The sequence below is a fragment of the Rhodococcus globerulus genome, assembly GCF_019334125.1.
In the GTDB taxonomy this organism is placed as follows: Bacteria; Actinomycetota; Actinomycetes; order Mycobacteriales; family Mycobacteriaceae; genus Rhodococcus_F; species Rhodococcus_F globerula.
The window spans coordinates 1,369,194-1,395,388 of sequence record NZ_CP079698.1 but is presented as its reverse complement, the minus strand read 5'-3'; the positions used below and the strand labels follow the sequence as shown (position 1 = coordinate 1,395,388).

Sequence of the window (26,195 nt, the reverse complement as noted above, 5' to 3'; positions counted from 1 at the left end):
GCAATCAGAGTATGAAACTCTCTATTCTGAGAATAGCATTTTCAATGTCGAAATTAAAGCGAACTCGAACTGAGATCGGCACCCGTGTCGAACACTCAGCGTGCCGTCCAACCACCATCGACAACTATGGTCTGGCCTGTGACGTAACTTCCTGCGTCACTTGCGAGCCAGAGAACAGAGCCGACAACATCGTGCGGCGTCCCTTCGTGCGGAAGTGGAGTGTTTCGTCGCAGATACTCCGCCGATCGGTCATCGGTGTACAGCTGATCAGTGATTTCACTCCGGAAGAATCCGGGAGCAACTGTGTTCACCCGGATCGAGTGCCGCGCCCACTGGATCGCGAGTTCTGCGGTGAGTCCTGATAATCCGGCCTTACTTGCGGCGTATGACGCCTGCGGGATGCCCGGTATTCCCACCCGGCCGCTGATGGACGAGATGTTGACGACAGTGCCGCGGCCGATGGACTGCATGTGGGGGAAAGTGGCCTGCGCCAACAAGAACGGAGCGATCAAATTCAGATCCAAGGTCTTGCGGACGGCATCGAGTGGCTCGGATTCGGCTCGTTCGTAGGTGAACATGCTGCCCGCTGCGTTGATCAGAATTTCGGGCGGCCCAAGGCTTTCGACCACGGCGGGTACAACAGAGCCGACCTGGCCGGCCTCGGAGAGATCGCACTCGATGGCGGTGCCGTTGATCCGCTCGGCGAGTTCGGCTAGTTTGTCGCGGCGGCGCGCGACGACGGCAACTCGGGCGCCGAGTGAGGCAAGTGCCTCGGCTATGGCAGCGCCGAGGCCTGATGAAGCGCCCGTCACGATGGCTACCCGGCCGTCCAAGCCGAACATCTGTGCGGCGGTATCGCGGTGTGTTGTCACCGGAGACCTCGCTGCGGTGCCCTGACGGCGGAAGTGGTGAGTTCTGCGAGTCCGGCCCGCTGGATTTTTCCCATGGCGTTGACCGGCAGTGCGTCGACCTGTGACCAGAATTCCGGAACCTTGTAGGGCGACAGCTCGTTCCGGCAGAGGTCGGCAAGGATGCCGAACTCCATCGGAGGTCCGACACTTTCGACAATCGCGGCAACCCGCTGACCGAGTCGGTCGTCGGGTACCGGGTACACGGCGACCTTCGCGACATCGGGGTGCGTCGCGATGACTCGTTCCACTTCGAGCGGGTAGACGTTTGCACCACCGCGAATTATGACCAATTTCTTGCGGTCCAGGACTGTGAGCCAACCGTCGGCGTCGACAGTTCCGATATCCCCAGTCGCGAGAGGGCCGGGTTCAGTCGAAGTGACACCGCCGTGCTCCCAATGGCCGAGCATCGGCGTCCACGAGCCCGCCCATTGACCTGACCTCGCTGCTCTGACGCGCAGTTCGCCCAATTTTCCTGCAGGCAGCGGGCTTCCGTCCTCGCTGTAGGCTGCAACCTCGTACTGTGGCAGTACCTGCCCGCTGGTCCCGGGGTGCCATTCGCGCCCGGGAGGATCGATCGATACGACGGTCGGTGCTTCGGTCAGGCCGTACGTGACGCGGGGGACGAGGCCGTGCGCGTCGGTGAACGCTTGGCGTAACCCGTCCGGTGTATCGCCGCCGCCGCACCAGATCTCCTGGAGTGAACCGAGGTTGACGTCGGGACGTCGCGCGAGGTCGTACAGTTGCGCGGGGGCGCCGTTCCACACTGTGACACGCCGCGAGGCGATCCATTCGGCAACCCCGTCGACGTCGCGCCGGTTCATCACGACTGAGCACCCGCCGGCCTGGGCCGTAAGTAGCGTCGACAAGACCATGAGATTGAGGATGGTCAGCGGGAAGCTGTCGCCCTTGCGTAGTTCTGGCCCCCATCCTCTGGTCGCGCACAGGACGGCGCCGGGGAGGAGTAGGTTTCGTTGACTGTGCACCACAGCTTTGGGCTGACCCGAAGTGCCACTGGTGAAAGCGATTCCGGCGGGAGCGTCGATATCCAACTCGACCGAAGGGGCGGTCTCGTCGCGCCCGCACAATTCTGCCCACTGAGCCTCGCTGACGCAGTCGAGAGGGTCCAGCCGACAGTTCGGTCCGGCCAGGACAACACTCGGCTTGCACAGAGTTTGTAATTCTTGCTGCTCACTGGATGACAGCGCTTCGCCGATTCCCACCCAGATCGCACCGATCCGCTGAGCGCCGTGAAATGCCGCGACGATGCCGAGATCGTTGGGCAGGCATGCCGCGACACGATCGCCTGGTCGCACGCCCAGTGACCACAGCGCTCCGGCGCAGCGCCTTGCCTGTGTGTCGAGTTCGGCATATGACCAGATCCCAGATACGGCTTCCACGGCCGGGGCCTGCGGGTTTGCCGCCAGTGCCGCATCGAGCACCGTCGCTATCGTGCCGAGGACGGCGGTCCCGTTGGATTTCTTCACCACTCACTAATACCACTATCCTTGTAAAGATTCACCTGATAGCGTCGAATCGTTCTGAAGAAAAGTGGAGGTTCATTCTGATGAAGCACTCGGGTCCGTTGACCGGGGTTCGGATCGTCGATCTCACGGCGATGGTGATGGGTCCCTACTGCACGCAGATCATGGCCGACATGGGGGCTGATGTTCTCAAGATCGAAAGCCCCGCCGGCGACAACACCCGCTACATTTCGGTGGGTCCGGAACCGGGATTGGGCGGTGTGTTTGTCAACGTGAATCGTGGAAAGCGCAGTGCGGTACTGGATCTGCGAACCGATGAGGGTGCAGGTGTACTGCGTGACTTGATCGCCGATGCGGATGTATTCATCCATTCCATGCGAGGCTCGGCAATCACAAAACTTGGTTTTGGCTACGACGACGTGGCCGCCGTCAATCCGTCGATCGTCTACACCAACTGCTACGGATACGGGCGTCGCGGGCCGGATGCCGATTTGACGGCCTACGACGACACAATTCAGGCCGAATGCGGCTTACCGCACGTGCAGGAACAGTTGACCGGCGAGAGTGGTTATGTCGGAACCATTATCGCGGACAAGGTTGCGGGACTCACTGCCGTGTACGCCACCACGATGGCCCTCTTTCACCGCGAACGTACTGGAGAAGGCCAAGAGGTGGAGGTTGCCATGTTCGAGACGATGGCAGCTTTCATGCTGGTCGAACATGCAAATGGGGCACTGTTCACCCCGGCGCTGGGTCCGGCGGTGTATCCCCGTGCTGTGGCACCGAATCGGAAACCGTACCGGACCAAAGACGGCGAGATCTCGGCCATGGTGTACAACGACAAGCAATGGGCGGCTTTCGTCGACGCAGTCGATCCACCCTGGGCGGGTGCACATTTCGCGACTCTCGAACAACGAGCCCGTCAGATCGACACGGTGTACGCGCTGCTGGGTGAAACCTTCCTCGAACGCACGACGCAGGAATGGCTGGATCTGCTCCGATCTCACGATATTCCGGCCGCTCCGGTGAGGACACTGGACGAGTTGTTGAACAACGAGCACCTCGATGCCGTCAACTTTTTCGAAGACGTCGATACTCCCTACGGCTCAGTGCGTTTCCCTGGTCCGCCGACATGGTTCTCGCGCACGCCCGGTCGTATTGCCCGGCCGGCCCCTCGACTCGGTGAGCACACCGAGGAAGTCCTGAATGAGGTCGGTCGAGCGTGGAGTTGAATCGGTTCCTGAATCGGGGAGACCGTATTGTCATCGGACAGGCGTGCGGCGAACCGACAACGTTGATCGAAGCTCTGATCGATCAAGGGGCAGACATTGGCGGACTATCGGCATTTGTCGCAACGAGTTTCTCAGGAGTCTTCAATGCCGAAGCAAGTGAGAGCTTTTCGCTCTCCAGTATGGGGGCGATCGGAACGCTGCGATCGTTGACCAAAGTGCACAAGCTCAGTGTGATTCCGTGCCACGTCAGTCAAGTTGCGCCGATGATCGAGGCCGGGTTGATCGGGTGCGACGTTGCCTTCGTACAAGTAAGCGCTGCGGATGGGAACGGCAATCACAGCTTCGGATTGATCAGTGACTACGTTCAGGCGGCTGTGGCGAAAGCGCGCGTTGTCGTGGCGGAAGTGAACGATCAAGTCCCGTTCACCTGCGGGGAACTGTTACCGGCAGCGAAGATCGATTACGCCATCGAAGTATCCAGACCTCCGGTTACACTGGCGCCGGCAACAATTGGACCGACCGATCATGCAATTGCCGAACATGCCGCTGCGTATATCGAGGACGGTGCGGTCATCCAGGTGGGGATCGGAGCCGTGCCGGATGCGTTGCTTCGGCTGATTCGAGACCGGAAAGATCTGGGTGTTCATTCGGGAATGGTGGGCGACGGCCTCGTTGATCTGGTGGAAGCAGGCACGGTGACCAACGCACGCAAACGAATCGACACGGGAGTGTCCGTCACCGGCGCACTCATCGGCAGCAAGGAACTGTACGCGTTCGCGCACCGTAACCAGGCAATTCGCATGTGTGCGACGTCGTACACACACGACGCGGCAGTTCTGGCTCAGCTCGACAAACTGGTGACAGTCAATTCCGCACTCGAAGTTGATCTCACAGGGCAAGTCAATGCGGAGCAAAGCGGTTCGGCGTATCTCGGTGGCACGGGTGGTCAGGTGGACTTCGTCCGGGCCGGTTCGCGTTCACCGGGCGGTCACGCGATCATGGCTCTCCCCGCCACGGCCAAGGGGGGAACCGTCAGCAGGATAACCGCGCACCTGTCAGGGCCTGTCACGACGGCGCGTAGTGACATCGATGTTGTGGTCACCGAATTCGGTGCAGCCGAGCTACGAGGACAGAACCTCGCGGAACGAGCGCGACGTTTGATCAATATTGCCCATCCGGATTTTCGCGAAGAGTTGATGCGCGAAGCGCATGCAATCAGGCAGAGGGGATTCTGATGAGTGATGCTGTGTTTTCGAATGACGCCGTGTTGTTCGACGCGCGCGACGACGGCATTGCTGTCATCACGCTGAACCGACCGGAGTCCCGAAACTGTCTCGATCGAGACGTGCGCGAGGGATTACGCGACGCCTGGAACCGATTCGAATACGACCCAGCGTTGCGGGTAGCGATACTCACCGGTTCCGGCGACGAAACATTTTGTGCAGGTGGCGATCTCAAAGAGATGGTCAATACCGCAATGGCGGTACCGCCGCGCGATATGTTTGCACTTCCCTACGACACGGTCGAACTGTCAAAACCCACCATTGCCGCGGTCAACGGCGTTGCCTACGCCGGTGGTTGGATGATTGCTCAGGCCTGTGACCTGTGTGTCGCCAGCACCACCGCGAAATTTGCGGTCACGGAGGTCAAGGTGGGGAGAAGCTCGCCGTGGGCGTCGCCGCTGATTCACATGATTCCGCAGCGCATCATGATGGAAATCCTGCTCACGGGTAAGCCGATATCTTCTACGCGCGCTTACGAGATCGGTCTCGTCAACCGACTTGCCGAGCCTGCGGATCTGATGGCGACGGCTCTGGACCTGGCAACCGAAATACTCTCCGGTGCACCTCTTTCCGTCAAAGCGGCGAGAGAAACTGTGATGCTGTCGACGGAGATGGGTCGTTCGGCCGCACTCAAGGCCGCACGCCACGTATCCGAGCACTGCTACAACAGTGACGACGCACAGGAGGGGCCGGCTGCATTTGCGGAAAAGCGTCGCCCGCAGTGGATGGGGCGCTGACTGGCTCATGTGACTCGTGGACGTCGCATTGCAAGAACGTGGGGGAACGAACTGTGCCCGGTATGTCCCTTGAATCGAATAGATGTTCGAGTATAATTAGGTCAGGGTGGGGAGGCCTTGATGACTACGGTTTGCGATTCAACTTTGGTGGGGGATGTTGTAGCGGGTTCGGCTGTGGGTGTGCGGGGCAGGTTGTGGCGATTGCGACCGGCCGAGGTTCGAGACGTTGCAGTCTGTGTATCTGCGGAAATTCTTCGGCTGGAAGCGATTCGAGTTGCCGCGGTCGACGAATTGGCGCTCAATCCGGACGAGCAGGTGCTCTGTTACCGCGGTGTGGGGCGGTGGCTGGCGGCGAACACGATGCTGCAGAACGCGGCCGGTAACAAGATCGCCGCCCTCGGTGCCGCACTGCGGGGGTTCCCGGATATTACTGCCCAATTCGAGGCCGGCGATCTCTCGCTCGATCATGCGGCAATGATCGTCGCGTTCTGTGAATCTCCACCAAAAGGAATGCCGGACAGGGCGTTACCGTCCTGTATGAAGACTCTGTTGGCTGCGGCATCCGGGGTGGAGGCGACCACTATCAAGCTGCGGTATGCGATTGCGGTTTTGGAGCGGATTTTCGAATCCGATGAGATCCCGCCCGGTGAGGATGATGATCTCAATGTGTTGCGGATTTCGCCGACGCTCAACGGGCGCGTGGCGATCAAGGGTGATTTCGACGCGTTGACCGGTGAGATGTTGTTGTCGGCCCTCTCGGGGTTGTCGATGCCGAAACCGGCCGCGGACGGAACCCCGGATCAGCGGTCGGCTGCCAAACGCACCGCCGACGCGTTCACGGAACTGATTCGCCGCTATCTCGACAATGCCGTCACCGGTGTTGATGGTGGTCAGCGTCCGCACGTGAATGTGCACATCACCGCGAAAGACCTTGCCGAGCATCGGGAATGCACCACCACGCGCAGCGAAACAGCATCAGACTGTGCAGATGCCGACGTCAGTGATGGCGAGTTCTACGGCAGTGCCTTCGATGGCGATGAGCCTGATTTCGAAGATCTTGATGTCGGGTACATGCCGTGGATGGGCCCGCTCAGTGTGAGCCTGACCCGGATGCTCGCCTGCGATTGCATGCTCTCCACAGTGTTGATGGACGGCAACGGGGCACCGCTGGATGCGACCCCGCACAAACGCCTCGTCACACCCGAGCAACGCACCGCGCTGATCGCCCGGGACAAAGGATGCGCCTTCCCCAACTGTGATGCCGTACCCGCTTGGTGCGACGCGCACCATATAAAACCCTGGTCGGTCGGCGGTTTGACGGTGATGGACAACCTCACCCTCCTCTGCCGTAGCCACCATCGGTTGATTCACAGCACCAGCGGATTCCGCGGGATCTGGGAAATCAAGATGGGCGACGATCACAAACCCTGGTTCATCCCACCATCCGCAATCGACCCCAAACAACGACGCCGACGCTCCACAACCCGCCAAGGTCCAGTTCACCGAGACTGAATCCGGCTCCGCCGGAAACTGAACACCGCGTGCAAGCTTCGCATCACGAGCTAAGACGATGCGAAGCCAACACGCATGTGTCCATTTACCGAACGGCAGGGAGGTACGGAGCAAGCTCCGGTTCAGGATTCACGTCGAATGACCGCAGTGCCATGGCGAGCATCGAGTAGCAGCCAACTGTGAACACCATATCCATCAGTTGCTCGGTGTTGAACTCCTCGGCCAGCGCCGACCAGGTCAGCTCACTTACCATGCCGTCCGCCAGCAGTTCGTCTACAGCACTGAGCAGGGACCGTTCCAGTGATGACCACTCGGATGCACCCGGGCCGTCCGCGACGCGAAGGATTTCGTCTTTCGTCATGCCGGCAGTTTCGGCAAGGATGACGTGCTGGGCCCATTCGTAATCGGATCGCCGAACCGACGCGACGCGGAGTACAAGCAGTTCCCGTTGCCTGTCGGTAAGCGAAGTCCCAGAAAGCAAGTGCGCGTTGAAGGACAGGAATGGCATCGCCAATGCGGGATATCGGGCCAGGGTCCCGACCAAGTTAAGTCCAGCCTTGCCGGCCCGTTGCGGATCGGCAGCAACGGTCGTTCGGAAGCCGTCGAAGAATTCCCTCATCTCGGGCGTCCATTGTTGTGGTGTTGCAGGCGAAATTCGAGCCATCGGCTGTAAATCCTCTCGGGTAGCGAACGTGCTTTCGATCAGGTGTTCCGGCCACCGTTGACACCGATGCTCTGCCCGGTGACGTAACCGGCTTCCTCGCTGGTGAGGAACGCACAGACAGCCGCCACATCCTCTGGTTGGCCGATCCGGCCGACGGGTGTTTTTGCTGTCTGTTGGTCGAGGTCGATGAATCCTTTCTCGACTGTGTTGCGCAGCATCGGGGTGTCGATGAATCCGGGAGGAACCGTATTGACGGTGATTCCGAATTTGGCGAATTCGAGCGCCAGCACTTTGGTGAGGCCGACAACTCCCGATTTGGCGGCCACGTAGCCGGCCAAGCCGGGGGCACCGCTGTGAATGCTCGACGACGAGATGTTGACGATCCGGCCCCAGCCTTCTTCGATCATGTCTGGCAGCACAGCCTGGCAACAGTCGAACGTGCCGGTCAGGTTGATCGCGAGTGAGCGGTTCCACGTTTCGGCAGTGATCTCGAGGAAGGGGCCGTCGATGCTCAATCCGGCGCTGTTCACCAGGATGGCTGGTCGTCCTAGACGTGTACGCGCTTCGTTCAATCCTGCGTCGATCGCGGCGCGGTCGGTCACGTCGACGGTCAATCCGATGGCTTTGCCGCCTGACAATTCGATAGATGACGCCAACGCCTCGGCGGCACTGCCGTCGATATCGAAGATCGCCACCATCGCGCCGTCAGAGACGAGTCGCCGGCTGATCGCTGCTCCGATTCCCGATGCCCCACCAGTGACTACCGCGGTGCGACTGCTCACTTGATGATCTCGTGGCCGACCAGGGTTGAGCGATGCATACGGCGGGGCTCACTCCGGTCGAACTCGCAGGCCCGGTGGACGAGGCCGGAGTTGTCCCAGATCACCAGGTCACCTTCGGACCATGTGTGCCGATACACCAGATCTTGTGTTGTGGCGCGCTTTTCGAGATCGTCCAGGAGCGCACGACTTTCGTCGAAGTTCATTCCGACGACGTGCGATGTTGTCGCCCCGAACACGAGCGATTGCCGACCCGATTCATGCTGCCACACCAAGGGATGTTCCACTTCACGGCGCGAGGCCCATTCCTTCAATTGAGTCGGTGTCGGATCTGGGTACGTCAGCCGCTGAATTGCCGCGAAGGTGTGGACTACGCGCAGATCGGCGAACAGTTTCTTCTCGTCGTCTGATAGCGCCTCGTATGCGGCGTAGGTACTGGCGAATTCGGTTTCACCACCGCGGTCGGCCGTGACGCGGGCACTCATCACGGACGCCTTCGGTGCGATCTTGTCGAGTAGGCCGTCGATGTGCCAGAAGTCATTACTGGCAAGGTATTCCGCATTGGGGTTGGAGGGGTCGAAGCTGATCTCCATCACTTCTTCCGCGTCGTACGGTGGGAAGCGGGAGAAGTTGATCAGTGTTCCGAGTCTGCGGCAGAACTCGACTTGCGTGCGATCGTCGACATTGATCTTGCGAAACAGCAATACGCCATGTTTTTCGAGTGCAGTCATACACGCGTCTGCGAGACCGTCATCGCGGAGTAGCCGATCGGTATCGACGCCCAGAACCTCCGCGCCGAGATTGTTGCTGAGTTTCCTGATGTCAAGCGTGGTCATGGCTACTCCTGGATCAGTCGGGGACATGCGGATTCCGCATGTTCGTCAGTGGTCGTTGGTACGACGGGTCTGTTGTGCTGCGCGACGGGGCGCCGTTGACGTCAATAACCGTGCGTCCCGTGACGTAGACGACGGCGCCCTGCTCTGCGAGCGCCAGCGCGATTCCTTTCCCGATACCGCGACTGGCGCCCGTGACCACAGCAACTTTGCCCGACAGAGAACTCATCTCCCGTGCTATTTCAGGAAGCGTCAGCGGTGTAGCCGAGCATGCCCTTGATCTCCAGGTAGTCGTGGAAACCGAACCCGCCCCACTCACGTCCGTTGCCGCTCTTCTTGTAGCCGCCGAACGGTGCGGCGAAGTCGAATCCGTCATTGATGGCGACGGACCCGGCGCGGATCCGTCGAGCGACGGCGCGAGCTTGCTCGAGGTCCGCGCCGGCAACAAATCCGGCGAGGCCGTACTCGGTGTCGTTTGCGATGTCGATGGCGTCGTCGATGTTGTCGTAGCCGAGAATCGTGAGAACCGGTCCGAAGATTTCCTCGCGGGCGATGGTCATGTTGTTGGTGACGTCGGCAAAAACGGTGGGGCGGACGTAGTAGCCCGTCGGCAAGTCGTCCGGACGTCCGAGGCCGCCCGCAACCAGCGTCGCACCTTCGCCGATCCCCTTGTCGATCAGGGACTGGATCTTCTCGAACTGGGCCTCGGACACTACGGGGCCGATTGCAGAATCGCCGCCCGGATCACCCACGGTCACCTGTGATGCTGCCTCTTGCGCGGCGCTGATGGCTTCTGCCATCCGGGAATTGGGCACAAGCATGCGTGATGGTGCGCTGCACGTCTGTCCGGAGTTCATCATCATGGTTGCCACACCCTTGGCGACGTTCTCGGCGAAGTCGCCGTCGTCGAGGATGATGTTGGGGCTCTTGCCGCCGAGCTCCTGCGAGACTCGCTTGACGCCGGGTGCGGCGTTGGTGGCGATGTCGATGCCGGCGCGGGTGGAGCCGGTGAACGAGATCATGTCGACGCCCGGGTGTGCGGACAGTGCTGCCCCGACAGTGGGTCCGTCGCCCTGGACGAGGTTGAACACGCCGGCGGGAACTCCTGCAGCGTCGAGGATTTCGGTGAAGATCTGGCCGGTGAACGGCGACTTCTCCGAAGGTTTGAGCACCATGGTGCAACCAGTTGCCAGTGCGGGGAAGACTTTCACGGCAATGAGGCTGATCGGCCAGTTCCACGGGGTGATCAATCCGCAGACTCCGATCGGTTCTTTGACGATCAGTGAATCGCCCTGCTGCTCCTCGAAGACGAAGTTCTCGAGCGCATCGATCGCGGTGGTGAGATGACCGGCACCAAGGTTCACCTGGAAACCGTTGGCCAGCGCGTTCGGTGCGCCCATCTCCTCGGTCAGAGCTGCAGCGAGGTCGCCCATCCGGTTCTGATACTCGGTGAGAATGTTTCGCAGAATCGTGAGTCGTTCCTCGCGGCTGGTTGCAGACCAACTCGAGAACGCGTCGCGTGCTGCTGCAACGGCGCGGTCGACGTCTGCCGGTGATCCTGATGCTACTGTGCCGCAGACCTTCTCGGTCGCAGGATTGACAACCTCCAGTGTGCTGGACTCCGCTGGATCGACCCATTGTCCGCCGATGTAGAACTTCAGATATTCACGCATGACTGTTCTGGTCCCTTTCGCAGTGTTCGTGAGTACTCGTCGAGCCGGGCATGATGCGAGCTGGAATGTTCACTGAGTGCCTTCTGCGTACCACGTTCGGAACTCGTCGTAGCTCGGCATTTCCTCGGAATTCGCCTTGGGGTCGACGGCAACGTGGATGACGCCCGGCTTACCGCTGGCGTAGGCGCGCTTGATCGCCGGCGCGATATCCTCGTCGCGGTCGACGTACTCCCCGTAGCAGCCGAAGCCTTCGGCAACCTTGTCGAGCCGCGTATCTGTGCTCCAGTGAACACCGGTCTCGAGTGATCCCTGGCCGTAGGTGCGTTTGTAGACACCCACCTCGAGTCCCCACGCGTAGTCGACGGCAACTACGCAGACCAGCGGCAGGTTGAGTCGCGCAGCGGTTTCCAGTTCTGCGATATGGAATTGGAACGACGAGTCGCCGGTGATCAACATGATGGGGCGTTGGCCGCCGTCAGCTACACCGGCGCCGACGGCATACGGGAGCCCGGTGCCGAGGTGGCCGAAGTTCTGATTCCACATCACGTCGTGGGGTTTTGCCTGTGAGTACGTCCAGCCGAAGATAGTGGTGGCGCCGCCGTCTCGGACCATGATGCCGTCGCTCGGGAAATCCTTGGTCGCCTCGACAATCAGACGAGCGGGATGCACCGGAGTCATACCGGACGGCGCGGTTTCGGCAAGTTCCGCCAGCTGCGTCGCATCCTGTGTGATCCAGCCGTCGAGCTCGGGGGTCGCCGTGCGCGGTGCATCCCACAGCGCGTCGGAGAGTTGGGGAACAATCGCGCGGAGATCGCCGACGAGGGGCACGTCGATGCTGCGGTTGACGCCGATCGCCTCCGGATCCTGTTCGACGAGGATCCATTTCCGGTTCGCTTCGTTTGCGATCCAGTGCCGGCCCCGGCCGTAGTGGACCGGCTCTCCGAGTTCGGTGCCGATTGCCAGGCACAGGTCGGATTTCACCACGGCGTCGACTGCGGCGGAGGAGAAGCCGTATGGAAAGGTGCGGTTCTCGAGTCCTTCGATGAAGGAGGTGCCCCCTGAGGTCTGAATGACAGGGCAGGCCATGGCATCTGCGAGTGCCTTGACGGATTCGCCGGCGCGGGAGGTGTGGACTCCGTGCCCGATGAGCAGAATGGGTTGCTGGGCCGCTTGGATCAATTTCACCGCTTCGGCAACGAAGTCTGGTCCCGCAGTCTGGCCGACCATGCGATACGCATTGGGGGGCAACGGGTCTGGCACGTCCAGCTCTTCCTGGATGATGTGGGAGGGGTATTCGATGTACACGGGTCCAGGGGTGCCGGACAGTGCCTTCCGCAGTCCTTCGCGGATAATTTCGTCCGTCTGATCGGCGTATTCGATACTGGCACTGTATTTTACGGATGCTTCGAAGAGGTTTGCCTGTTTGACGAATTGAATGCGCCCACGTCGAACGCGCTGTTCGGTGATGCGGGCGCGCTGGCCACCGAGGAAGATCACCGGTGAGTTCTCGACTTTGGCGCACATCATGGCGCCGGCCAGGTTTGCGACGCCGGGGCCAAGGGTGCCGATACACACCGCGGCCTTGCCGGTCATGCGCGATACGGCCTCAGCCATGAATCCGGCCGACTCTTCATGGTGCGGCGCAACCACATTCCATCCGCGTTCCTCGGCGAGGTGGAACATGTGCACGAAGTTCGGGTCGGGGATTCCGAAAATCGTGTTGATGCCCTCGGCTTCGAAGAGCTGCAAAATGCGTTCGTAAACCTTAACTGACATGTGCGTTGCCCTCCATGGCTATCGCAAAACTCTTGGTGATGTGGTCGACGTGAGCTGACGGGACGACAGGCAGGATCCACGGATCGCGGATGTCGCGGATGGCGTCGATCTGCCTTCCAACCTCCTCGATCGACCATGACGGTTGGTACACCCCGGGGGTTTCGGCGATGAATGCCCGAGCAACGCGGCCGCCGATTGTCACCAGCATTTCGCCGGTGACGGAACAGGATTCGTGAGCCAGCCAGGCGGCCGTCGGGGCCGTGAGTTCCGGTCCCATGGGCGGGTACGACGACGTGTCGATCCCGTCGGCCAACCGCGTGATTGCTGCGGGAATGACGACGTTGGACAAGACGCCGTGGTCGGCACCCTCGATTGCTGCCACGTTGGACAGTCCGATGATGCCGGCCTTGGACGCCGCGTAGTTCGCGATGCGGTTGTTTCCGTACAGACCGCCGATCGACGAGGTCAGCACGATCCGGCCGTATCCGGCGTCGCACATCAGCGGGAATGCCGGCCGCAGTACGTGAAATGCGCCGCGGAGGTGAACGTCGAGAACTGCGTCGAAATCCTCGTACGTCATCTCCGTCAGCGGTGCGTAGCGGTTGTTTCCGGCGTTGTGGATGAGGATGTCGATACGTCCGTAGTGCTCGATGGCCGCGTTGACGATCGCCTGGCCGCCCGGTGCGGTTGCAACGGAGGCAGTGCTCGCGACTGCATCGCCGCCGGCAGCAGTGATCTCCGCGACGACCGCACTGGCGACTCCGCTATCTGTATTCTCACCGCTGATCCCGACACCGGGATCGTTGACGACCACTTTGGCCCCTTTGGACGCGAGTAGTAGTGCGTACTCACGTCCGATTCCTCTGCCGGCGCCGGTAATGACGGCAACACGACCGTCGAAGCGGGCGTCAGACATCGAGTTTCAGGCCTTCCAATGTGCCTGTGTCCCGCCAGGTTTGAAGGATTTCGCCCAGTTCGTAGAAGCCGCCCCAGAACGGGTCGCCGAGGAATGAGCGCCCGTTCGGCTCGCCTTCGCTGTTGTAATAGCCGGGGGTGCATTCCGACGTGAACGTGCTGTTGTCGATCGAGTGGGCCCGGATGGTCTGGATCCAGCCTTCTTCGGCTGCCGCGGTGGGTTCGACATGCGTGGCTCCGCGCGCCTGGGCCTCTTTGATGATGTACGCGATATGGTCGGCCTGCTGCTCGAACATCAGCGTTGTCGATGCGGTGACTCCGCCTTGAACGAAGCCGGTGGCGAAGTGGTTGGGGAAGCCGTGCGCCATGACACCGTGCAGGGTGCGGAATCCCTTGCCCCAGTGGTCGTAGAGGGAGGTTCCGTCGCGACCGGCAAACGGCGCGATGTCGAACTGGCGGTCGAGCGCGGTGGTGATCTCGAACCCACTCGCGAACACGATCGCGTCGAACTCGAGCTCGACGCCGTCGACCATCACGCCCTTCTCGGTGATCCGTTCCACGCCTTTGGTTTCCGACACATCGATCAGAGTGACGTTCGGGCGATTGAAGGTCGGGAGATAGTCGTCGTTGAAGACGGGACGCTTGCACATGTTGCGGTAGTACGGCTTCAGTAGTTCCGCAGTGTCCGAGTCGTCGACGATCTCCTCGATCCGTCGGCGGAGCCGCTCCATCGATCGGTAGTCCTCGATCTCCTTGAGTTCCATGAACTTCACCGGATCGGCGAGCGCAGCCCAGCCGTTGGTTTCGGTCAGTTTCGCGGCCATGTTGCGCGACACTTCGGTCCAGCCGTCGCAAATGAGATCCGGCTCGCCGGGGGAGTAGAAGGCAAAGGCGGCATTGTGGAAGTTGCGCTGACGTGCTGCCCGCCAACCTGGCTCTAGACTGTTCACCCATTGAGGATCGGTCGGGTAGTTGGCTCGCTCGAAGATGTACGACGGTGTCCGCTGGAAGACGGTCAGGTGCTTCGCGCCTTTTGCCAGGTGCGGGATCGCCTGAATACCACTTGATCCGGTGCCGATGACGGCGATTCGTTTGTCGGCGATCTTGTCCAGCCCGCCGTGCAGGTCGCCGCCGGTGTAGTCGTAATCCCAACGAGCCGTGTGGAATGTGTGTCCCTTGAAGTCCGTGATCCCGGGGATACCCGGAAGCTTCGGCCGGTTGTATGGGCCCTGTGCCATGACGACAAAACGAGCACGGATCTCGTCGCCGCGATTGGTACGGATCTGCCAGCGATTGATCTCCTCGTCCCATTCCAGCGAGCGGATCAAGGTATGGAAGATCGCGTTGTCGTAGAACCCGAAGTGCTTACCGATGCGCTGAGCGTGCTCGAAGCACTCGTCGCCGTGCGAGAACCGCTCCTTCGGCATGTAGCCGGTTTCCTCGAGCAGCGGGAGGTAACAGTAGGCGTCCGAGTCGATCTGGATTCCCGGGTAGCGGTTCCAGTACCAGACGCCGCCGAAGTCGCCACCGAGTTCGACGATCTTGAAGTCTGTGACGCCCGCCTGCTGAAGGCGGTGCGCGGCAATGAGGCCGCAGAATCCACCGCCGAGGACTACGACCTCGATGTCGTCGGTGATGGGCTCGCGCGGTTCGACGGGCAGGTGCGGATCGCTCTCGTAGAAACCCGCGAATTCGTCGGCGGCCTCCACGTACTGCTGCTGACCTTCGGGACGAACACGCTTGTCGCGTTCGAGGAGGTACTTCGCCCGGAGAGCGTCGATGTCGACTTCGGGAGTGTGTGTGGGCGCGCAAGGCGCCATGGCCGTAGCTTGGGTCGGTGCGGTCATCGGATCTTCTTTCGTCAGAGCAAGTCAGTACACGATGTGAGGAGTCAGGCGAGATCCACCGGCGCACCGGTACCCATGTACGTGGCTAGGTTGTGGTGGAGGTTGACGATGCTGCGTTCGCGGTACGGGTTGGGTTTCGGCCCTGAAAAGCCTTGCGACTTCATACCTTTCTGGACCGCAGCCATGTTCACGAAGTCCTGTGGCAGGACGGTTCGCCAGGCCGGATCCTCCGGCGGGGTGAACTCCCATTCGGTTTCCGGTTCCTCGCCTGCGGGGAAGAGTTCGTAGACAGCGGCCTCGAAGATGCACTTGTTCGGATCGTCGCCGTAGGGCCGGGCGCTGTAGCAGAGCATGTTGTTCAGGGCGTGCCCGATCTGGAAGTTCGGGAAGATCTGCCACGCCGTGCCACTTGCGGCGACAACCTGTGGGTCGACGGTCGGCCAGATCACGCCACGCGCTTCGTCGTCGCGCCTGGCCGAATCCAGCCAGTGACGCAGAACCTGATCCGATGGGGTGCCCTCGGGGAGTTCGTCGATCAGTCGCTGGGCCGCATCGACGAGGGTCCGAGTTGTATTGGTGTTTGCATTTTCCCACGTGAAGTTCTGCATTTCGATGGTCGACTTACGGGGGTCCGCGCCGCTGCCGATGCGCAGTTTTGCCTGGTTTTCTTCCATGCCCTTCGGTGCGTCGTAACCGATGTTGCTGTGCTTACCTTGGGCGCGGGACCAACCGAGAAAATTCCCGAAGTTCATGAACTCCGGGTGGGTGTACGGAACATGGTAGGTCTCCATGAACGCTTCGAGCGCAACCTTCCAGTTGCAGTCGAAGACAAGCCATTTGCGCCAGCGGTACCGCATGTTCTCGAGGTGGAAATGATCGAGAAGGGAAGCCGCGGGCTCGAGATAGTCACGTAGAGGTTCGCAGCCCGGATCCATGTTGATCCAGATCCATCCACCCCAGGTGTCCACTGTGACACCACGCAGCTTCGTTGATTCCTCGGTCAACCCACACGGCCAGTCCTGACGTTCGGCGGCGAAGGTGTTCTTGCCGTCGAGGTCGTACCGCCAGCCGTGAAACCCGCAGATGAATTGCCTTGCCTGGCCGCGGGCTTCGTGGGCACCGGGCGGCGTGTCGACGAGTCGGCGACCGCGGTGGGAGCAGACGTTGTGATAGGCACTGATCGTGTCCGGGGTCGAGCGCACGATGATGACCGAGTCATCGAGAATTTCGTAGGTGAGAAAGTCGCCGACCTTGGGAATTTCCTCCACCCGACCGACCTGCTGCCACACTTTCGACCACAGCTTGTCGCCCTCGGCGCGGGCATACGTCTGCGAAATGTATGCCTCCACACCGATGGTGAGTGGTGTGGAATGTGACTCGGTTACAGTCGATTCCGGAATGTTCTCGGCGGTGTCGGTCATGGTGTCTCCTCTTCACATCGGTTCTGTGTCAGTGCGTTATCGCGGCGCGGAACGATTCGTCCTTGAGAAAAAGTGACGTGTGATCTGGGCCCATGTGCGTCCACTTGAGATTCAGTCCGCCGTCCACGAGCAATGTCTGTCCGGTGATGTAGGTCGAGAGATCCGACAGCAGGAAGAGAATTGCACCGGCTTGCTCCTCGGGGCGGCCGCGTCGACCCATCGTGATGGCGCGGCGATCACGCTCGGGATCGTCGTCGACGTAGGTGGAAGACGCAGGGGTGGCGGTCACGCCGGGAGCGATGGCGTTCACTCGAATACCGACTTCGGCGAGTTCCACGGCCATCGTGCGGGTTGCCGCGACCAAGGCGGCTTTTGCACTGCCGTAACCGATATGAAAAGGCGCGGTGTTCATTCCGCTGATCGACGAGATCGACACGATGGAACCGGGACGGCTCTGGGCCTTCAATTCCGACGCGACCATCTGGCTCATGAAGAACATCGTTTCGAGATTTGCCGTGAACAATTCGCGCCAGTCCGCTCGGGTGACGCGAGTGGAGGGCATCCAGGTTGCAGGGGCAGCGCCGCCGGCGACGTTGACCAATCCGTGCAGTTTGCCGTCGGTGCGTCGAATCTGCTCCCGCACGATGGCAATACCGTCGTCGGTGGACGCATCGGCCGCCAGTGGGATGATCGAAAGACCCTGCGCGATAAGTGGTGCGATGTGGGTGTCGAGGTTTTCCTTGGAACGGCTCACGGCGATCACGGTTGCTCCGGCGCGGGCAAGCATGCTCGTTACCGACGTGCCGATCCCGCCGCCTGCTGCGCCCGAGACAACCACGATGCGTCCGTCCAGACCGACAAAGCTGTCGCCAACTTGGCTGTTGCTCATCGCGGGGCTCACACTGCCTTGCGTAGTGCCAGGACGCTGCCTTCTGCATCTGCGGAGACGTAGATTGTTCCGTCCGGTCCGGCCGCGATGCCGGCGAACGGGCCCTGAGGACCGGAGAACGGCGCTAGTCCCAGCAGCGGCTTGGGGGTGACACCCTCGGGTGCGCCCACCGGCAGATTGCCGGCAACTTTCTGCTGAATCTTGGTCGACAGATCGAAGCTGATCAGGGCTTTTGTTCCGACATCGACGATGTAGAGCACGCCGCCTCGAACAAGAATTCCCTGCGGATTCTCGAGTCCGTCGACGATCGTGTCGACGCTGGAGCCGTTGATCGCGACGATTCGTCCGGCGCCGGCTTCGGAGACCAGGCAGGTACCGTCCGCGGTGAAGGCCACGCCCATCGGGTCGTGCAGTCCCGAGGCCAATTCTTCAACCTGCCCGCTCGACCCGACGGCAACAACTTTACCTGCTCCCAGGTCGGCAACCGCGATGGTTCCGTTCGCGGAGACCGCGACACCGTAGAGTTGGTCGAGTCCTTCGGCGAGGACCTCACTTTCAGCGCTGACGGCGTTGTAGCGCGAAACGGTTCCGTTGCCCGCGACGATGAATTCGCCGTCGCCGACGGCCGTCATTCCGCGGATGTAACCGGGGTATCCTGGGCTGAAAAGCATTCCGAGAGTGCGGAGTTCGCCGCTCGGTTCGAGTGCGAGCAAGAAGGTGCCATCGGCGATGTACAACGTGCCGTCCGGGCCAACGGTCAAATCCAGGGGCCAAGTCAAACCGTCGGCCAAGGCGGTGCGGGTTCGGCCACCATCGAGGATCTCCGTGATCTGGCCGGTGAAACTCGATACGAACAGTCGATCACCTACGAAGGTGAGGTTGTCGAGTCCGGGATTGAGGCTTGCCAGTACGGTTCGATCGCCGTTGCGGGGATTGATCCGCAGCACTTCGCCCGACGCCACCTGGGTGGAGACGATGAAGCCCTCGGAGTCGAACTTGACTGCGTCCGGGACGCCGAGATCTGCTGCGACGCGTTCGGGTTCACCGTTGCCGTCGGGGTCGATGCGCCAGATTTCGTTGGTCCCGAGCACCGGGTAGTACAGCTTGCCGTCGGGGCCGACCTCCATGCCGTTGGGCATCGGGAGGTTTTCGAGAAGTATCCGGGGCGCGCCGCCGTCGAGGCTCAGTTCCATCAACCGGCCACCGATGCGGCACTCGTTGACGAACAGTCGCCCCTGGTGGAACGTGATTCCGTTGACTCCGGGGAGGTCGTCGCGCAAAAGCCGCGTGCTGCCGCTTGATTCGCGCACGCTGACCCGGCCGTCGTAGTACTCGGTGATGTACAGGTCACCGGTGGGATCGAAGGCGACGTCGTCGGGCGCAACGATGTCGCTGCCCATGGCGCTGATGGTCTCGAGGTTGCCGGTGTTGATGTCGAGCGCGCTGATCTGGCTGCCTGCCACCTGTGCCACGTAGACGCGGCCGTCCGGTCCGGTGCGGAGTCCGTTTGCGCCGAACAGCCTGCTCGGGGGAGTGAGCCGGGTGAGATTCCAGCCCTCGGCGAGGGTGAATTGCGCTGGGCTGGTGTAGCGGGCCGCCTGTGTCAAGGAGTGCCTCCTGTGGTGAGGAGAGATTTTTGGGGGTGAGTAGACGGGCCTCGACTGACCGATTGGGTCGTGACGTGCGCCACTCTTCGTTGATCGTGAGCTAATCACGGAACCCTAAGCATTTCAAGTATTGCAATCCTTAGGAGGATGGAAGTACGATTCTCGCTATATGTGTGTCTGATTTCCGGTTTTGACGCAGCACTGATCGTGGGCAGTACTGATGACCGCCATGTGCGTATGTGCAGTACGGCGGTTTGTTCGCTGTGAGTCCGGCGCTGCTGGCCGGCGGGCAAGGGGTTTGACTGTCCTTGGTGGACAGCGACTTTCGTTCGCCCTGACCTTCGAGCAATCCGGCACACTTCGGCGATATGCCAGGCGGAGGCATGATCGCGACCGTAAGTCCAGGTGCTGATCTGCCCGAAGGCGGGTTAGCGCGCGACTACCTTTGGGCCGGCCTCGGCGTCACGCGATGCGGTCACTGCATTGCCTACATCCGCGAAGGCATCCACGATTCGTGCGTGGTTGGCCCGCTCTGCGATCACTTTCCACGCTCCTCTGGACGCAACCATGGATACCGTTTATTCCGGTAACGCGATGGCGTGCAAGACTGGTGGATGAACCGCTGAGTCATCCGTTCCGGATAGGTGCCGTTTCTACGGCAATAGGGTGAAAATCGCGGCGGGTGAAAATCACAAGGGTGGCAAATGTACGAATCGAATTTGTTCTCCGACTCCAGTGCGACGGAGCCGGCCGAGATCGAAAAAACTGCAGAGGAATTGGCGTCCGAACGCACCGCATCTGTGGCGGAACGTTCCAACGCCGACACCGCTGAACAGCGCCAGTCGCAGCTGTTCAGCGGGTAGTTTTTCGGCGCCGAGACGGGTCAGGATTCTTTCAGGACGGAGATCACGTTGCCGGCCGGGTCGGTAAACCAGGCGATATCGGGTCCATTGCCTCGCATGATGCCGTTTTCCTCCTGAGGGAATCCGTCGTATTTGACGAACTCCACTCCGTGGCCGGTCAGTTCGTCGACCGTACTGTCGATATCGTCCACGAGGAAATTCAGGATCGTGTACGACGCGGGTTCGTGATTCGGCTTGGGATAGACGAGTATTTCGGTCCCACCTGCTAGGTGCAGGCGGATAATTCCCATTTCCTCGTCGGTGACCTTCAATCCAAGGGTTTCGCCATAGAATTTCTTGGCCGCGTCAATGTCGTCGACAGAGAATCCGCTGATGGCCTTTGTGCTTCCGAGTGCGCTCATTTCTTGTCCTCACTCATGGTCGACTCCATCTCTGCTCGGGCTGCCTCGCTGAACTCGATAATCTGGATGTAGTTGCCATCGGGATCGATCGCAGTGGCAAACCAACTGCCGCCGCGGTCTTCTAGCGGGGCGAACCAGGCTCCGTCGAGTGCATCGATCCGCTTCGCAATTGCGCGCGCATCGTCGGTCTCGATATTGAGGAACATTCGGCCGGGTTCTTTGTTGGTGTCGCCGATGTCGTCGCGTTTGTCGATCATCACGTAGAAACCGTTGAAGTCGAGGACGTCGTAGCCGGGTTCTCCGGGTGTTCGGTCGACTTTCGGCGCAAATGCCTGCGCATACCAGTCGCGCAGCCGATCTGGGTTGGTGCTGGAGAGCAAAATGCTCCCGATGCTGGATCCGGACATGCTTCCTCCTGCTGGTAGCCGTACGGGCGAGTCGAGAAGGACTGCCTTGATTTATAGACTGCCCACTTCCGCAAAAGTCATCGCACGATACTCAGATATGTTCGGACACCAGGATTGCCGTCGTGCCGGGTTCGAGCGCTCGGAAGATATGGTCTTCGTCGCCGGGGTAGGAGAGGTAGTCACCCGGACCCAGTTCGACGGGGTCAGTGGTCGGTCCGACTTCGGCTCGACCATGACCGATGACAACGTGTTCGGTGGTTCCGCGTGCATGCGGCGTGGATATGCGCGGTTCGCCCGGCTCGGCGACTATCCGGTAGAGGTCGCGCCGGGCATTCGGTGGGCTGGGAGCCAGAAGCGTCGCAATGTACGACGCGTTTGCAGACCCAATGGCCGGGCCGTCACCGGCGCGAATCAACTGGACGGGGTGCGACGGGGAGTCGACGAGTTGCGCGAATGGAACACCCAGCGCGTTTCCGAGAGCCCACAACGTTTCCAGGCTGGGGTTTCCCAGGCCGGATTCGAGTTGCGAGAGTGTCGATTTGGCGATGTCGGCCCGTCGTGCGACTTCGGAGATGCTCAGTCCGGCTCGGGTGCGCTCTCGTTTGAGCGCACGCGCAACCAGTTGCTGAGGTGTGCTGTCCCCACTCACCATTGTTCGATGCTCCGATCATTCGTTCGCCTTGACGAACGGTGTCAGTTCGTTCAACATAGAATACATGCGTTCTCTATGGCGAACACTTGATCGTGACACTGTCCGGGTGGCCGCGTTGATTTGCGCGTCTGTGGCCGTGGTGGGGGTGTCCTACGGCGTCACTGCCGGGTCTGCCGGATTCTCGCTCTGGCAACTACTTGTGCTTGCGATCCTGGTGCTCGGGGCATCGTCGGAGTTTCTGTTCATCGGGATCATTGCCGTCGGCGGAAGTCCGGTCGCGGCGGTTCTTGCCGGGTTGCTGATCAATTCACGAAATTTTGCCTACGGATTATCTGTCGGCTCATTCCTCGGCCAAGGCTGGCGGCGAGTAGTGGGCGCGCATCTGGTCAATGACGAATCCGTGGCGATTGCCACCGCTCACTCCACTCTCGCGCGAAAGCGAGCGGCCTTCTGGCTGTGCGGAATCGGAATCGCGATCTGCTGGCCGCTCGGTGCGTTGACGGGCGGAATTCTCGGCTCGGTGGTCCGTGATCCGGCGACGCTCGGACTGGACGCCGCGTTTCCGGTCGTGATTCTCGCGCTGGTGTTGCCGGCATTGAAGGAGAGACTCACGTTGATTGCGGCGTCCGTCGGCGCGGTTGTAGCGGTGGGCACTTCGACCTTCTTGCCATCGGGAATGGCCCCACTTGTGGCCTTGTTGGGGATGGCTGCTGTCCTCCCGTTTCGGGAGAACGCCCGATGAGCGCACTGGGCGTGAGTGTTGCGATCGTCGTATTTGCCTGTGGCACTTATGCCTTGAGGGTCAGTGGAGTTCTGCTCCGGGCTCGGGTTGCACTGTCCGCTGGGGCGCTTGCGTCGCTCGATCGCAGTATTGTGTGTCTGCTGGTTGCCGTAGCGCTGACGTCGATGCTATTCGACGGCAACGATTATGGTGGGCTCGCACGTGTCGCCGGGGTGAGCGCCGGCGCGATTGCTGCGTGGTTCAAAGCTCCACTGGTTGCGGTGGTGTTCGTCGCGGCGGGCGTCACCGCATTGCTGCGGTTGTCAGGAGTTGCGTAGCGCAGCGTGCGGGTTTGTCAATCGTGCGCGTATTCCGTCGATGAACAGGTCGAGGCCGAACTGGAAGCGGACGGTGGGATCGCCGGCGAGGAGATCGTCGTCGGATCCGCCGCCGATGATCTCCGGGGCGTCGGGGGAGATGGGAGCCCTGGTCAGGGCGCCGAATTCTTCCATTTGGGCGCGAGACTGTTCGTCGACGGTATGCCCGAGGACGTAGTACAGGACTGCGTAGGCTGCGAGTTCGGCATGTTCCCGTGACAGGCCTGACGTGAGTCCGGCCGTCACGAAGTTCTCGCGCACCTCGCTTGTCGTCATCCGTGACGCGAAGGTGGCGCTCACCAACTCGGCGCCGTCGCGGTGCGCCAGCAGAGCGGACCTAAGTCTGTGTGCCAGTTCGGAATAGGATTCTTCCCAGCTCTCGGCGTCGATCGGGGTGTCCACGCCCTCGAGGATCTTGTCGACCACCGCGCCGAGCAAAGTCTGCTTGTTCGGGAAATGCCAGTACAGGGCGCCGGGCTGAACGCCGAGAGACGTGGCGAGTCTGCGCATCGTGAGGTCGGCCAGGCCGAATTCGTCGAGGATCGCCATAGCGCCGTCCAGAACGTCTCCGCGTCGCAACTGCACGTGTTTGCCCCTCGTTTTCTGTGGATCGAACCGATGGCCTCATCGGAGCTTGCCTTTGACAGTATTCCACCTCGTCTCTAACGTGAACACCGTTCAACTTGTACGGTGTTCAATTTTCCAGTCTTGAAGGAGACTCCCGGTGACTCCGACCTCGGTAAGCACGGCGCCCGCTTCGATCGACATCCTCGACCTCGCCCGCGAGCAGGTCCTCGAACGCGGCGAAGGCCTGAGCGAAAGCCAGGTGCTCGACGTACTTCGATTGGGCGACGAACGCCTGGAGGACCTGCTGGCCCTCGCCCATGATGTGCGTATGAAATGGTGTGGGCCCGAAGTCGAGGTCGAAGGCATCATCAGCCTCAAGACCGGCGGTTGTCCCGAGGACTGCCATTTCTGCTCGCAGTCCGGGCTTTTCCAATCTCCTGTGCGTGCGGCATGGCTCGATATTCCCAGCCTGGTGGAGGCTGCCAAGCAGACGGCCAAATCGGGTGCCACGGAATTCTGTATCGTTGCCGCCGTCCGTGGGCCGGACGCGAAGTTGCTGGCGCAGGTCGCGGCCGGAATCGAAGCGATCCGCAATGAGGTCGACATTCAGATCGCCTGCTCGCTCGGCATGCTGACGCAGGAGCAGGTTGATCAACTCGCCGCGATGGGAGTGCACCGGTACAACCACAACCTGGAAACCTCGAAATCGCATTTCCCGAACGTGGTCACCACTCACACGTGGGACGAGCGGTGGAACACGTTGCGCATGGTTCGCGAAGCGGGCATGGAAGTGTGCTGCGGTGGAATTCTGGGAATGGGCGAGACGTTGGAGCAGCGAGCGGAATTTGCCGCGAACCTCGCTGAACTCGAGCCAGACGAGGTTCCGCTCAACTTCCTCAATCCGCGTCCGGGTACGCCGTTCGGCGACCTCGAGGTCCTTCCCGCAAGCGAGGCGCTGAAGTCCGTCGCCGCATTCCGCCTCGCATTGCCGCGCACCATCCTGCGTTTCGCCGGTGGGCGTGAGATCACGCTCGGCGACCTTGGTGCCAAGCAGGGAATCCTCGGCGGCATCAATGCCGTCATCGTCGGTAACTACCTCACGACGCTCGGCCGTCCAGCCGAAAGTGACCTCGATTTGCTCATCGATCTGCAGATGCCGATCAAAGCCCTGAACGACACGCTGTGACCGAGTCGGTCACGGACGAGCGATACAACCCGTACACCGGGCGTCGACTCGTCGAGGGCGTCGAAGACCCGACGCCGGCCGCTGCGTCGCTCGGACTCGAACCACCTCGGTTCTGCGAGCACTGCGGTCGGCGCATGATCGTGCAAATCAGCCCAGACGGTTGGTGGGCACAGTGCTCACGTCACGGGGTGGTCGACTCGATCGACGCAAAGCTCAGGTAGCGCGCGGCAGGTGGCAACTCACGTCGGAGGCGTTGTCACCGGTGGGAATTTGTGTGCCTTGATCGCCCCAGTCGTCGGAGGTGGCAGGAACAGATTTCCGCGAAGGCTGCCGCGGGCAGTCCGGACTGCCACCAGGCACCACGTGCCCAATAGCCCGACGTAAGCGATGGCAGCGGCATATCGGAAGGCCGGCAATTCGGTATGCAACGCCAATTGTGTTGTGCCAGTAACAAAAGTGCCGACCGGAAAAGTCAAACTCCACCACGTCAGGGCAAATGGCATTCCCTGGCGTGCGGTCCGGACTGTCAGCGCTGTGGCCAATCCGATCCACAACACAGCGAATCCCCACACGGGAACTCCGAACAGGATCGAAAAGATTCCCATCCCGGATGCCAACTGCGGTGAAACGGCAAGATGCGCATTCGCTCCGAGCAGGCCGACCGCGGTGATGGACTGGCCCAACGGACCCAGGACGATCCACAGAGTCGGCACACGAGCGGTTCCGGAGGTGCCGAAGTGGGCGAGGCGACTCCACACCATCGTGATGATGATGAACGACGCGAACAACGACAGGCCGAACATGGCGTAACAGCCGTAGAGCATCGTCGTGCGTCCGGTGCCGGGCGGCATATGGGGGATGAGCAGCGCGCCGGTCGCGGCGGAGACCATGGGCGGAACGACGGGCATCAGCCACCCGCCGAAGGCCGCGTCCGCTTCGACCTTGTGCTGAGTGAACATCAGATAAGGGATGGTCATTGCGGTAAATAGTCCGCCGATGGTTCCCATCGTCCACAGTGCCGCGTCGAGGCCGACAGCAGCGCGTTCCCCGATGAGAGACTTTCCGACCAATAGCGCTCCGGCTCCCACTGTCAGAAATGCCATCGGTGCGGCGCCGTAGAAATGCGCCATCTGCGGGTTGTGTGCATGGCTGCGAGCCACTGTCGGATGGCGTACCCAATGCGCCACCACTGCGACGACGAGAACCACGAGCAAAATCGTGGCGAGTGTCCACATCACCTGTGCAAACACTTGCTGACCCCGAACTTGCACGGGGAGTGTTGCTGCTGCCGTCGCGACAATTCCGGTGCCCATGACGGACGCGAACCAGTTCGGCCCGAGATTGCCGAGGATCTGCCCGGGCGATTGCAGTGAGGAAAGTAACCACGGCTGGTGCGGTGCAACCACGATTGCTCCTCGCTCAGGGCGCCAATTGATATGAAATGGTGCGTCAGGTCAGCGT

General features: G+C 61.1%; 27 protein-coding genes and 1 pseudogene. 9 read left to right on the top strand and 19 right to left on the bottom strand.

Annotated elements, in window-relative coordinates; all coding sequences use genetic code 11:
* Positions 1 to 95: 95 nt before the first annotated feature.
* On the bottom strand, positions 96 to 872 hold the full coding sequence (locus KYT97_RS06190; RefSeq protein ID WP_245006035.1) for an SDR family NAD(P)-dependent oxidoreductase: 777 nt from the start codon (positions 870 to 872) through the stop codon (positions 96 to 98).
* The gene (locus KYT97_RS06185) at positions 869 to 2,398 is read right to left on the bottom strand and encodes a class I adenylate-forming enzyme family protein (protein ID WP_245006034.1); all 1,530 of its coding nucleotides are present in this window, start codon (positions 2,396 to 2,398) and stop codon (positions 869 to 871) included. The genes KYT97_RS06190 and KYT97_RS06185 overlap by 4 nt, the downstream gene beginning before the upstream one ends.
* 77 nt (positions 2,399 to 2,475) lie before the next feature.
* Between KYT97_RS06185 and KYT97_RS06180 the strand changes: the two genes are divergently transcribed.
* From KYT97_RS06180 to KYT97_RS06165, 4 genes are all read left to right on the top strand, one after another.
* The gene (locus KYT97_RS06180; protein WP_141484438.1) at positions 2,476 to 3,624 is read left to right on the top strand and encodes a CaiB/BaiF CoA transferase family protein; all 1,149 of its coding nucleotides are present in this window, start codon (positions 2,476 to 2,478) and stop codon (positions 3,622 to 3,624) included.
* Positions 3,615 to 4,859: an acetyl-CoA hydrolase/transferase family protein gene (locus KYT97_RS06175; RefSeq protein WP_045070233.1), complete on the top strand. Its 1,245-nt coding sequence runs from the start codon at positions 3,615 to 3,617 to the stop codon at positions 4,857 to 4,859. Before KYT97_RS06180 ends, KYT97_RS06175 begins: the two co-directional genes overlap by 10 nt.
* A complete protein-coding gene (locus KYT97_RS06170; RefSeq protein ID WP_045070230.1) occupies positions 4,859 to 5,644 on the top strand; it encodes an enoyl-CoA hydratase/isomerase family protein in 786 nt (261 codons plus the stop codon). Before KYT97_RS06175 ends, KYT97_RS06170 begins: the two co-directional genes overlap by 1 nt.
* A gap of 120 nt (positions 5,645 to 5,764) precedes the next feature.
* A complete protein-coding gene (locus KYT97_RS06165; RefSeq protein WP_219111931.1) occupies positions 5,765 to 7,156 on the top strand; it encodes an HNH endonuclease signature motif containing protein in 1,392 nt (463 codons plus the stop codon).
* 85 nt (positions 7,157 to 7,241) lie between these two features.
* Here KYT97_RS06165 and KYT97_RS06160 read toward each other — a convergent pair whose 3' ends face one another.
* The 12 genes and pseudogenes from KYT97_RS06160 to KYT97_RS06105 all read right to left on the bottom strand — a co-directional run bounded on the left by KYT97_RS06160 (position 7,242) and on the right by KYT97_RS06105 (position 20,129).
* Positions 7,242 to 7,820 carry a carboxymuconolactone decarboxylase family protein gene (locus tag KYT97_RS06160; RefSeq protein ID WP_116101430.1) on the bottom strand — a complete coding sequence of 193 codons (579 nt, stop codon included), beginning with the start codon at positions 7,818 to 7,820 and terminating at the stop codon, positions 7,242 to 7,244.
* 38 nt (positions 7,821 to 7,858) lie between these two features.
* Positions 7,859 to 8,602, bottom strand: a complete 744-nt coding sequence (locus KYT97_RS06155; RefSeq protein ID WP_116101429.1) for an SDR family NAD(P)-dependent oxidoreductase — start codon at positions 8,600 to 8,602, stop codon at positions 7,859 to 7,861.
* Complete coding sequence (locus KYT97_RS06150) at positions 8,599 to 9,435, bottom strand: TauD/TfdA dioxygenase family protein (protein WP_219111930.1); 837 nt, start codon at positions 9,433 to 9,435, stop codon at positions 8,599 to 8,601. Before KYT97_RS06150 ends, KYT97_RS06155 begins: the two co-directional genes overlap by 4 nt.
* 109 nt (positions 9,436 to 9,544) lie before the next feature.
* Positions 9,545 to 9,661: pseudogene (locus tag KYT97_RS30845) on the bottom strand (SDR family NAD(P)-dependent oxidoreductase); the annotation flags it as partial.
* A 13-nt stretch (positions 9,662 to 9,674) separates the two neighbouring features.
* The gene (locus tag KYT97_RS06140) at positions 9,675 to 11,105 is read right to left on the bottom strand and encodes an aldehyde dehydrogenase family protein (protein ID WP_045070218.1); all 1,431 of its coding nucleotides are present in this window, start codon (positions 11,103 to 11,105) and stop codon (positions 9,675 to 9,677) included.
* 69 nt (positions 11,106 to 11,174) lie between these two features.
* A complete protein-coding gene (locus tag KYT97_RS06135) occupies positions 11,175 to 12,881 on the bottom strand; it encodes a thiamine pyrophosphate-binding protein (protein ID WP_219111929.1) in 1,707 nt (568 codons plus the stop codon).
* Positions 12,871 to 13,797 (bottom strand): SDR family NAD(P)-dependent oxidoreductase, encoded by a 927-nt coding sequence (locus tag KYT97_RS06130; RefSeq protein WP_219111928.1) that lies wholly within the window; start codon positions 13,795 to 13,797, stop codon positions 12,871 to 12,873. Before KYT97_RS06130 ends, KYT97_RS06135 begins: the two co-directional genes overlap by 11 nt.
* Positions 13,790 to 15,643 (bottom strand): flavin-containing monooxygenase, encoded by a 1,854-nt coding sequence (locus KYT97_RS06125; RefSeq protein WP_245006033.1) that lies wholly within the window; start codon positions 15,641 to 15,643, stop codon positions 13,790 to 13,792. The genes KYT97_RS06130 and KYT97_RS06125 overlap by 8 nt, the downstream gene beginning before the upstream one ends.
* 44 nt (positions 15,644 to 15,687) lie before the next feature.
* Positions 15,688 to 17,064 carry an aromatic ring-hydroxylating oxygenase subunit alpha gene (locus tag KYT97_RS06120; protein ID WP_092800567.1) on the bottom strand — a complete coding sequence of 459 codons (1,377 nt, stop codon included), beginning with the start codon at positions 17,062 to 17,064 and terminating at the stop codon, positions 15,688 to 15,690.
* A gap of 28 nt (positions 17,065 to 17,092) precedes the next feature.
* A complete protein-coding gene (locus tag KYT97_RS06115) occupies positions 17,093 to 17,953 on the bottom strand; it encodes an SDR family NAD(P)-dependent oxidoreductase (protein WP_116101421.1) in 861 nt (286 codons plus the stop codon).
* An 8-nt stretch (positions 17,954 to 17,961) separates the two neighbouring features.
* Entirely contained in the window at positions 17,962 to 19,560 is a 1,599-nt protein-coding gene (locus tag KYT97_RS06110; protein WP_245006032.1) for an SMP-30/gluconolactonase/LRE family protein, read from the bottom strand.
* A gap of 428 nt (positions 19,561 to 19,988) precedes the next feature.
* Complete coding sequence (locus KYT97_RS06105) at positions 19,989 to 20,129, bottom strand: hypothetical protein (protein WP_187328468.1); 141 nt, start codon at positions 20,127 to 20,129, stop codon at positions 19,989 to 19,991.
* A gap of 135 nt (positions 20,130 to 20,264) precedes the next feature.
* On the opposite strand from KYT97_RS06105, the gene KYT97_RS06100 reads away from it, so the two are divergent.
* Positions 20,265 to 20,423 (top strand): hypothetical protein, encoded by a 159-nt coding sequence (locus KYT97_RS06100; protein ID WP_172936148.1) that lies wholly within the window; start codon positions 20,265 to 20,267, stop codon positions 20,421 to 20,423.
* A gap of 20 nt (positions 20,424 to 20,443) precedes the next feature.
* On the opposite strand, the gene KYT97_RS06095 is transcribed toward KYT97_RS06100, so the two are convergent.
* The 3 genes from KYT97_RS06095 to KYT97_RS06085 form a co-directional block, all read right to left on the bottom strand.
* The gene (locus KYT97_RS06095) at positions 20,444 to 20,824 is read right to left on the bottom strand and encodes a VOC family protein (protein ID WP_219111927.1); all 381 of its coding nucleotides are present in this window, start codon (positions 20,822 to 20,824) and stop codon (positions 20,444 to 20,446) included.
* Positions 20,821 to 21,231 carry a VOC family protein gene (locus tag KYT97_RS06090; RefSeq protein WP_045070208.1) on the bottom strand — a complete coding sequence of 137 codons (411 nt, stop codon included), beginning with the start codon at positions 21,229 to 21,231 and terminating at the stop codon, positions 20,821 to 20,823. Before KYT97_RS06090 ends, KYT97_RS06095 begins: the two co-directional genes overlap by 4 nt.
* Before the next feature lie 91 nt (positions 21,232 to 21,322).
* Entirely contained in the window at positions 21,323 to 21,883 is a 561-nt protein-coding gene (locus KYT97_RS06085; RefSeq protein WP_116101420.1) for a helix-turn-helix domain-containing protein, read from the bottom strand.
* A 64-nt stretch (positions 21,884 to 21,947) separates the two neighbouring features.
* Here KYT97_RS06085 and KYT97_RS06080 point away from each other — a divergent pair, with 64 nt between their 5' ends.
* Together KYT97_RS06080 and KYT97_RS06075 are read left to right on the top strand one after the other, a co-directional pair.
* Complete coding sequence (locus KYT97_RS06080; protein ID WP_219111926.1) at positions 21,948 to 22,625, top strand: AzlC family ABC transporter permease; 678 nt, start codon at positions 21,948 to 21,950, stop codon at positions 22,623 to 22,625.
* On the top strand, positions 22,622 to 22,942 hold the full coding sequence (locus KYT97_RS06075; protein ID WP_219111925.1) for an AzlD domain-containing protein: 321 nt from the start codon (positions 22,622 to 22,624) through the stop codon (positions 22,940 to 22,942). The genes KYT97_RS06080 and KYT97_RS06075 overlap by 4 nt, the downstream gene beginning before the upstream one ends.
* On the opposite strand, the gene KYT97_RS06070 is transcribed toward KYT97_RS06075, so the two are convergent.
* Positions 22,928 to 23,566, bottom strand: a complete 639-nt coding sequence (locus tag KYT97_RS06070) for a TetR/AcrR family transcriptional regulator C-terminal domain-containing protein (protein WP_092800554.1) — start codon at positions 23,564 to 23,566, stop codon at positions 22,928 to 22,930. The genes KYT97_RS06075 and KYT97_RS06070 overlap by 15 nt on opposite strands.
* Positions 23,567 to 23,705: 139 nt before the next feature.
* Here KYT97_RS06070 and bioB point away from each other — a divergent pair, with 139 nt between their 5' ends.
* Both bioB and bsaP read left to right on the top strand, forming a co-directional pair.
* The gene (gene bioB / locus KYT97_RS06065) at positions 23,706 to 24,734 is read left to right on the top strand and encodes a biotin synthase BioB (protein WP_033230938.1); all 1,029 of its coding nucleotides are present in this window, start codon (positions 23,706 to 23,708) and stop codon (positions 24,732 to 24,734) included.
* A complete protein-coding gene (gene bsaP, locus KYT97_RS06060; protein WP_092800548.1) occupies positions 24,731 to 24,955 on the top strand; it encodes a biotin synthase auxiliary protein BsaP in 225 nt (74 codons plus the stop codon). The genes bioB and bsaP overlap by 4 nt, the downstream gene beginning before the upstream one ends.
* A gap of 18 nt (positions 24,956 to 24,973) precedes the next feature.
* Here the strand turns inward: bsaP and KYT97_RS06055 are convergent, their stop codons facing one another.
* Positions 24,974 to 26,140, bottom strand: a complete 1,167-nt coding sequence (locus KYT97_RS06055; RefSeq protein ID WP_280639072.1) for a TDT family transporter — start codon at positions 26,138 to 26,140, stop codon at positions 24,974 to 24,976.
* Between the last annotated feature and the right edge of the window lie 55 nt (positions 26,141 to 26,195).

Coding starts and splice junctions, on each gene's coding strand:
- KYT97_RS06095 (WP_219111927.1), bottom strand. CDS start 20,824: ATGAGCGCACTCGGAAGCACAAAGGCCATCAGCGGATTCTCTGTCGAC.
- KYT97_RS06150 (WP_219111930.1), bottom strand. CDS start 9,435: ATGACCACGCTTGACATCAGGAAACTCAGCAACAATCTCGGCGCGGAG.
- KYT97_RS06100 (WP_172936148.1), top strand. CDS start 20,265: ATGTACGAATCGAATTTGTTCTCCGACTCCAGTGCGACGGAGCCGGCC.
- KYT97_RS06080 (WP_219111926.1), top strand. CDS start 21,948: ATGCGTTCTCTATGGCGAACACTTGATCGTGACACTGTCCGGGTGGCC.
- KYT97_RS06085 (WP_116101420.1), bottom strand. CDS start 21,883: ATGGTGAGTGGGGACAGCACACCTCAGCAACTGGTTGCGCGTGCGCTC.
- KYT97_RS06140 (WP_045070218.1), bottom strand. CDS start 11,105: ATGCGTGAATATCTGAAGTTCTACATCGGCGGACAATGGGTCGATCCA.
- KYT97_RS06105 (WP_187328468.1), bottom strand. CDS start 20,129: ATGGTTGCGTCCAGAGGAGCGTGGAAAGTGATCGCAGAGCGGGCCAAC.
- KYT97_RS06075 (WP_219111925.1), top strand. CDS start 22,622: ATGAGCGCACTGGGCGTGAGTGTTGCGATCGTCGTATTTGCCTGTGGC.
- KYT97_RS06180 (WP_141484438.1), top strand. CDS start 2,476: ATGAAGCACTCGGGTCCGTTGACCGGGGTTCGGATCGTCGATCTCACG.
- KYT97_RS06115 (WP_116101421.1), bottom strand. CDS start 17,953: ATGAGCAACAGCCAAGTTGGCGACAGCTTTGTCGGTCTGGACGGACGC.
- KYT97_RS06120 (WP_092800567.1), bottom strand. CDS start 17,064: ATGACCGACACCGCCGAGAACATTCCGGAATCGACTGTAACCGAGTCA.
- KYT97_RS06135 (WP_219111929.1), bottom strand. CDS start 12,881: ATGTCAGTTAAGGTTTACGAACGCATTTTGCAGCTCTTCGAAGCCGAG.
- KYT97_RS06130 (WP_219111928.1), bottom strand. CDS start 13,797: ATGTCTGACGCCCGCTTCGACGGTCGTGTTGCCGTCATTACCGGCGCC.
- KYT97_RS06165 (WP_219111931.1), top strand. CDS start 5,765: ATGACTACGGTTTGCGATTCAACTTTGGTGGGGGATGTTGTAGCGGGT.
- KYT97_RS06160 (WP_116101430.1), bottom strand. CDS start 7,820: ATGGCTCGAATTTCGCCTGCAACACCACAACAATGGACGCCCGAGATG.
- KYT97_RS06090 (WP_045070208.1), bottom strand. CDS start 21,231: ATGTCCGGATCCAGCATCGGGAGCATTTTGCTCTCCAGCACCAACCCA.
- KYT97_RS06170 (WP_045070230.1), top strand. CDS start 4,859: ATGAGTGATGCTGTGTTTTCGAATGACGCCGTGTTGTTCGACGCGCGC.
- KYT97_RS06125 (WP_245006033.1), bottom strand. CDS start 15,643: ATGACCGCACCGACCCAAGCTACGGCCATGGCGCCTTGCGCGCCCACA.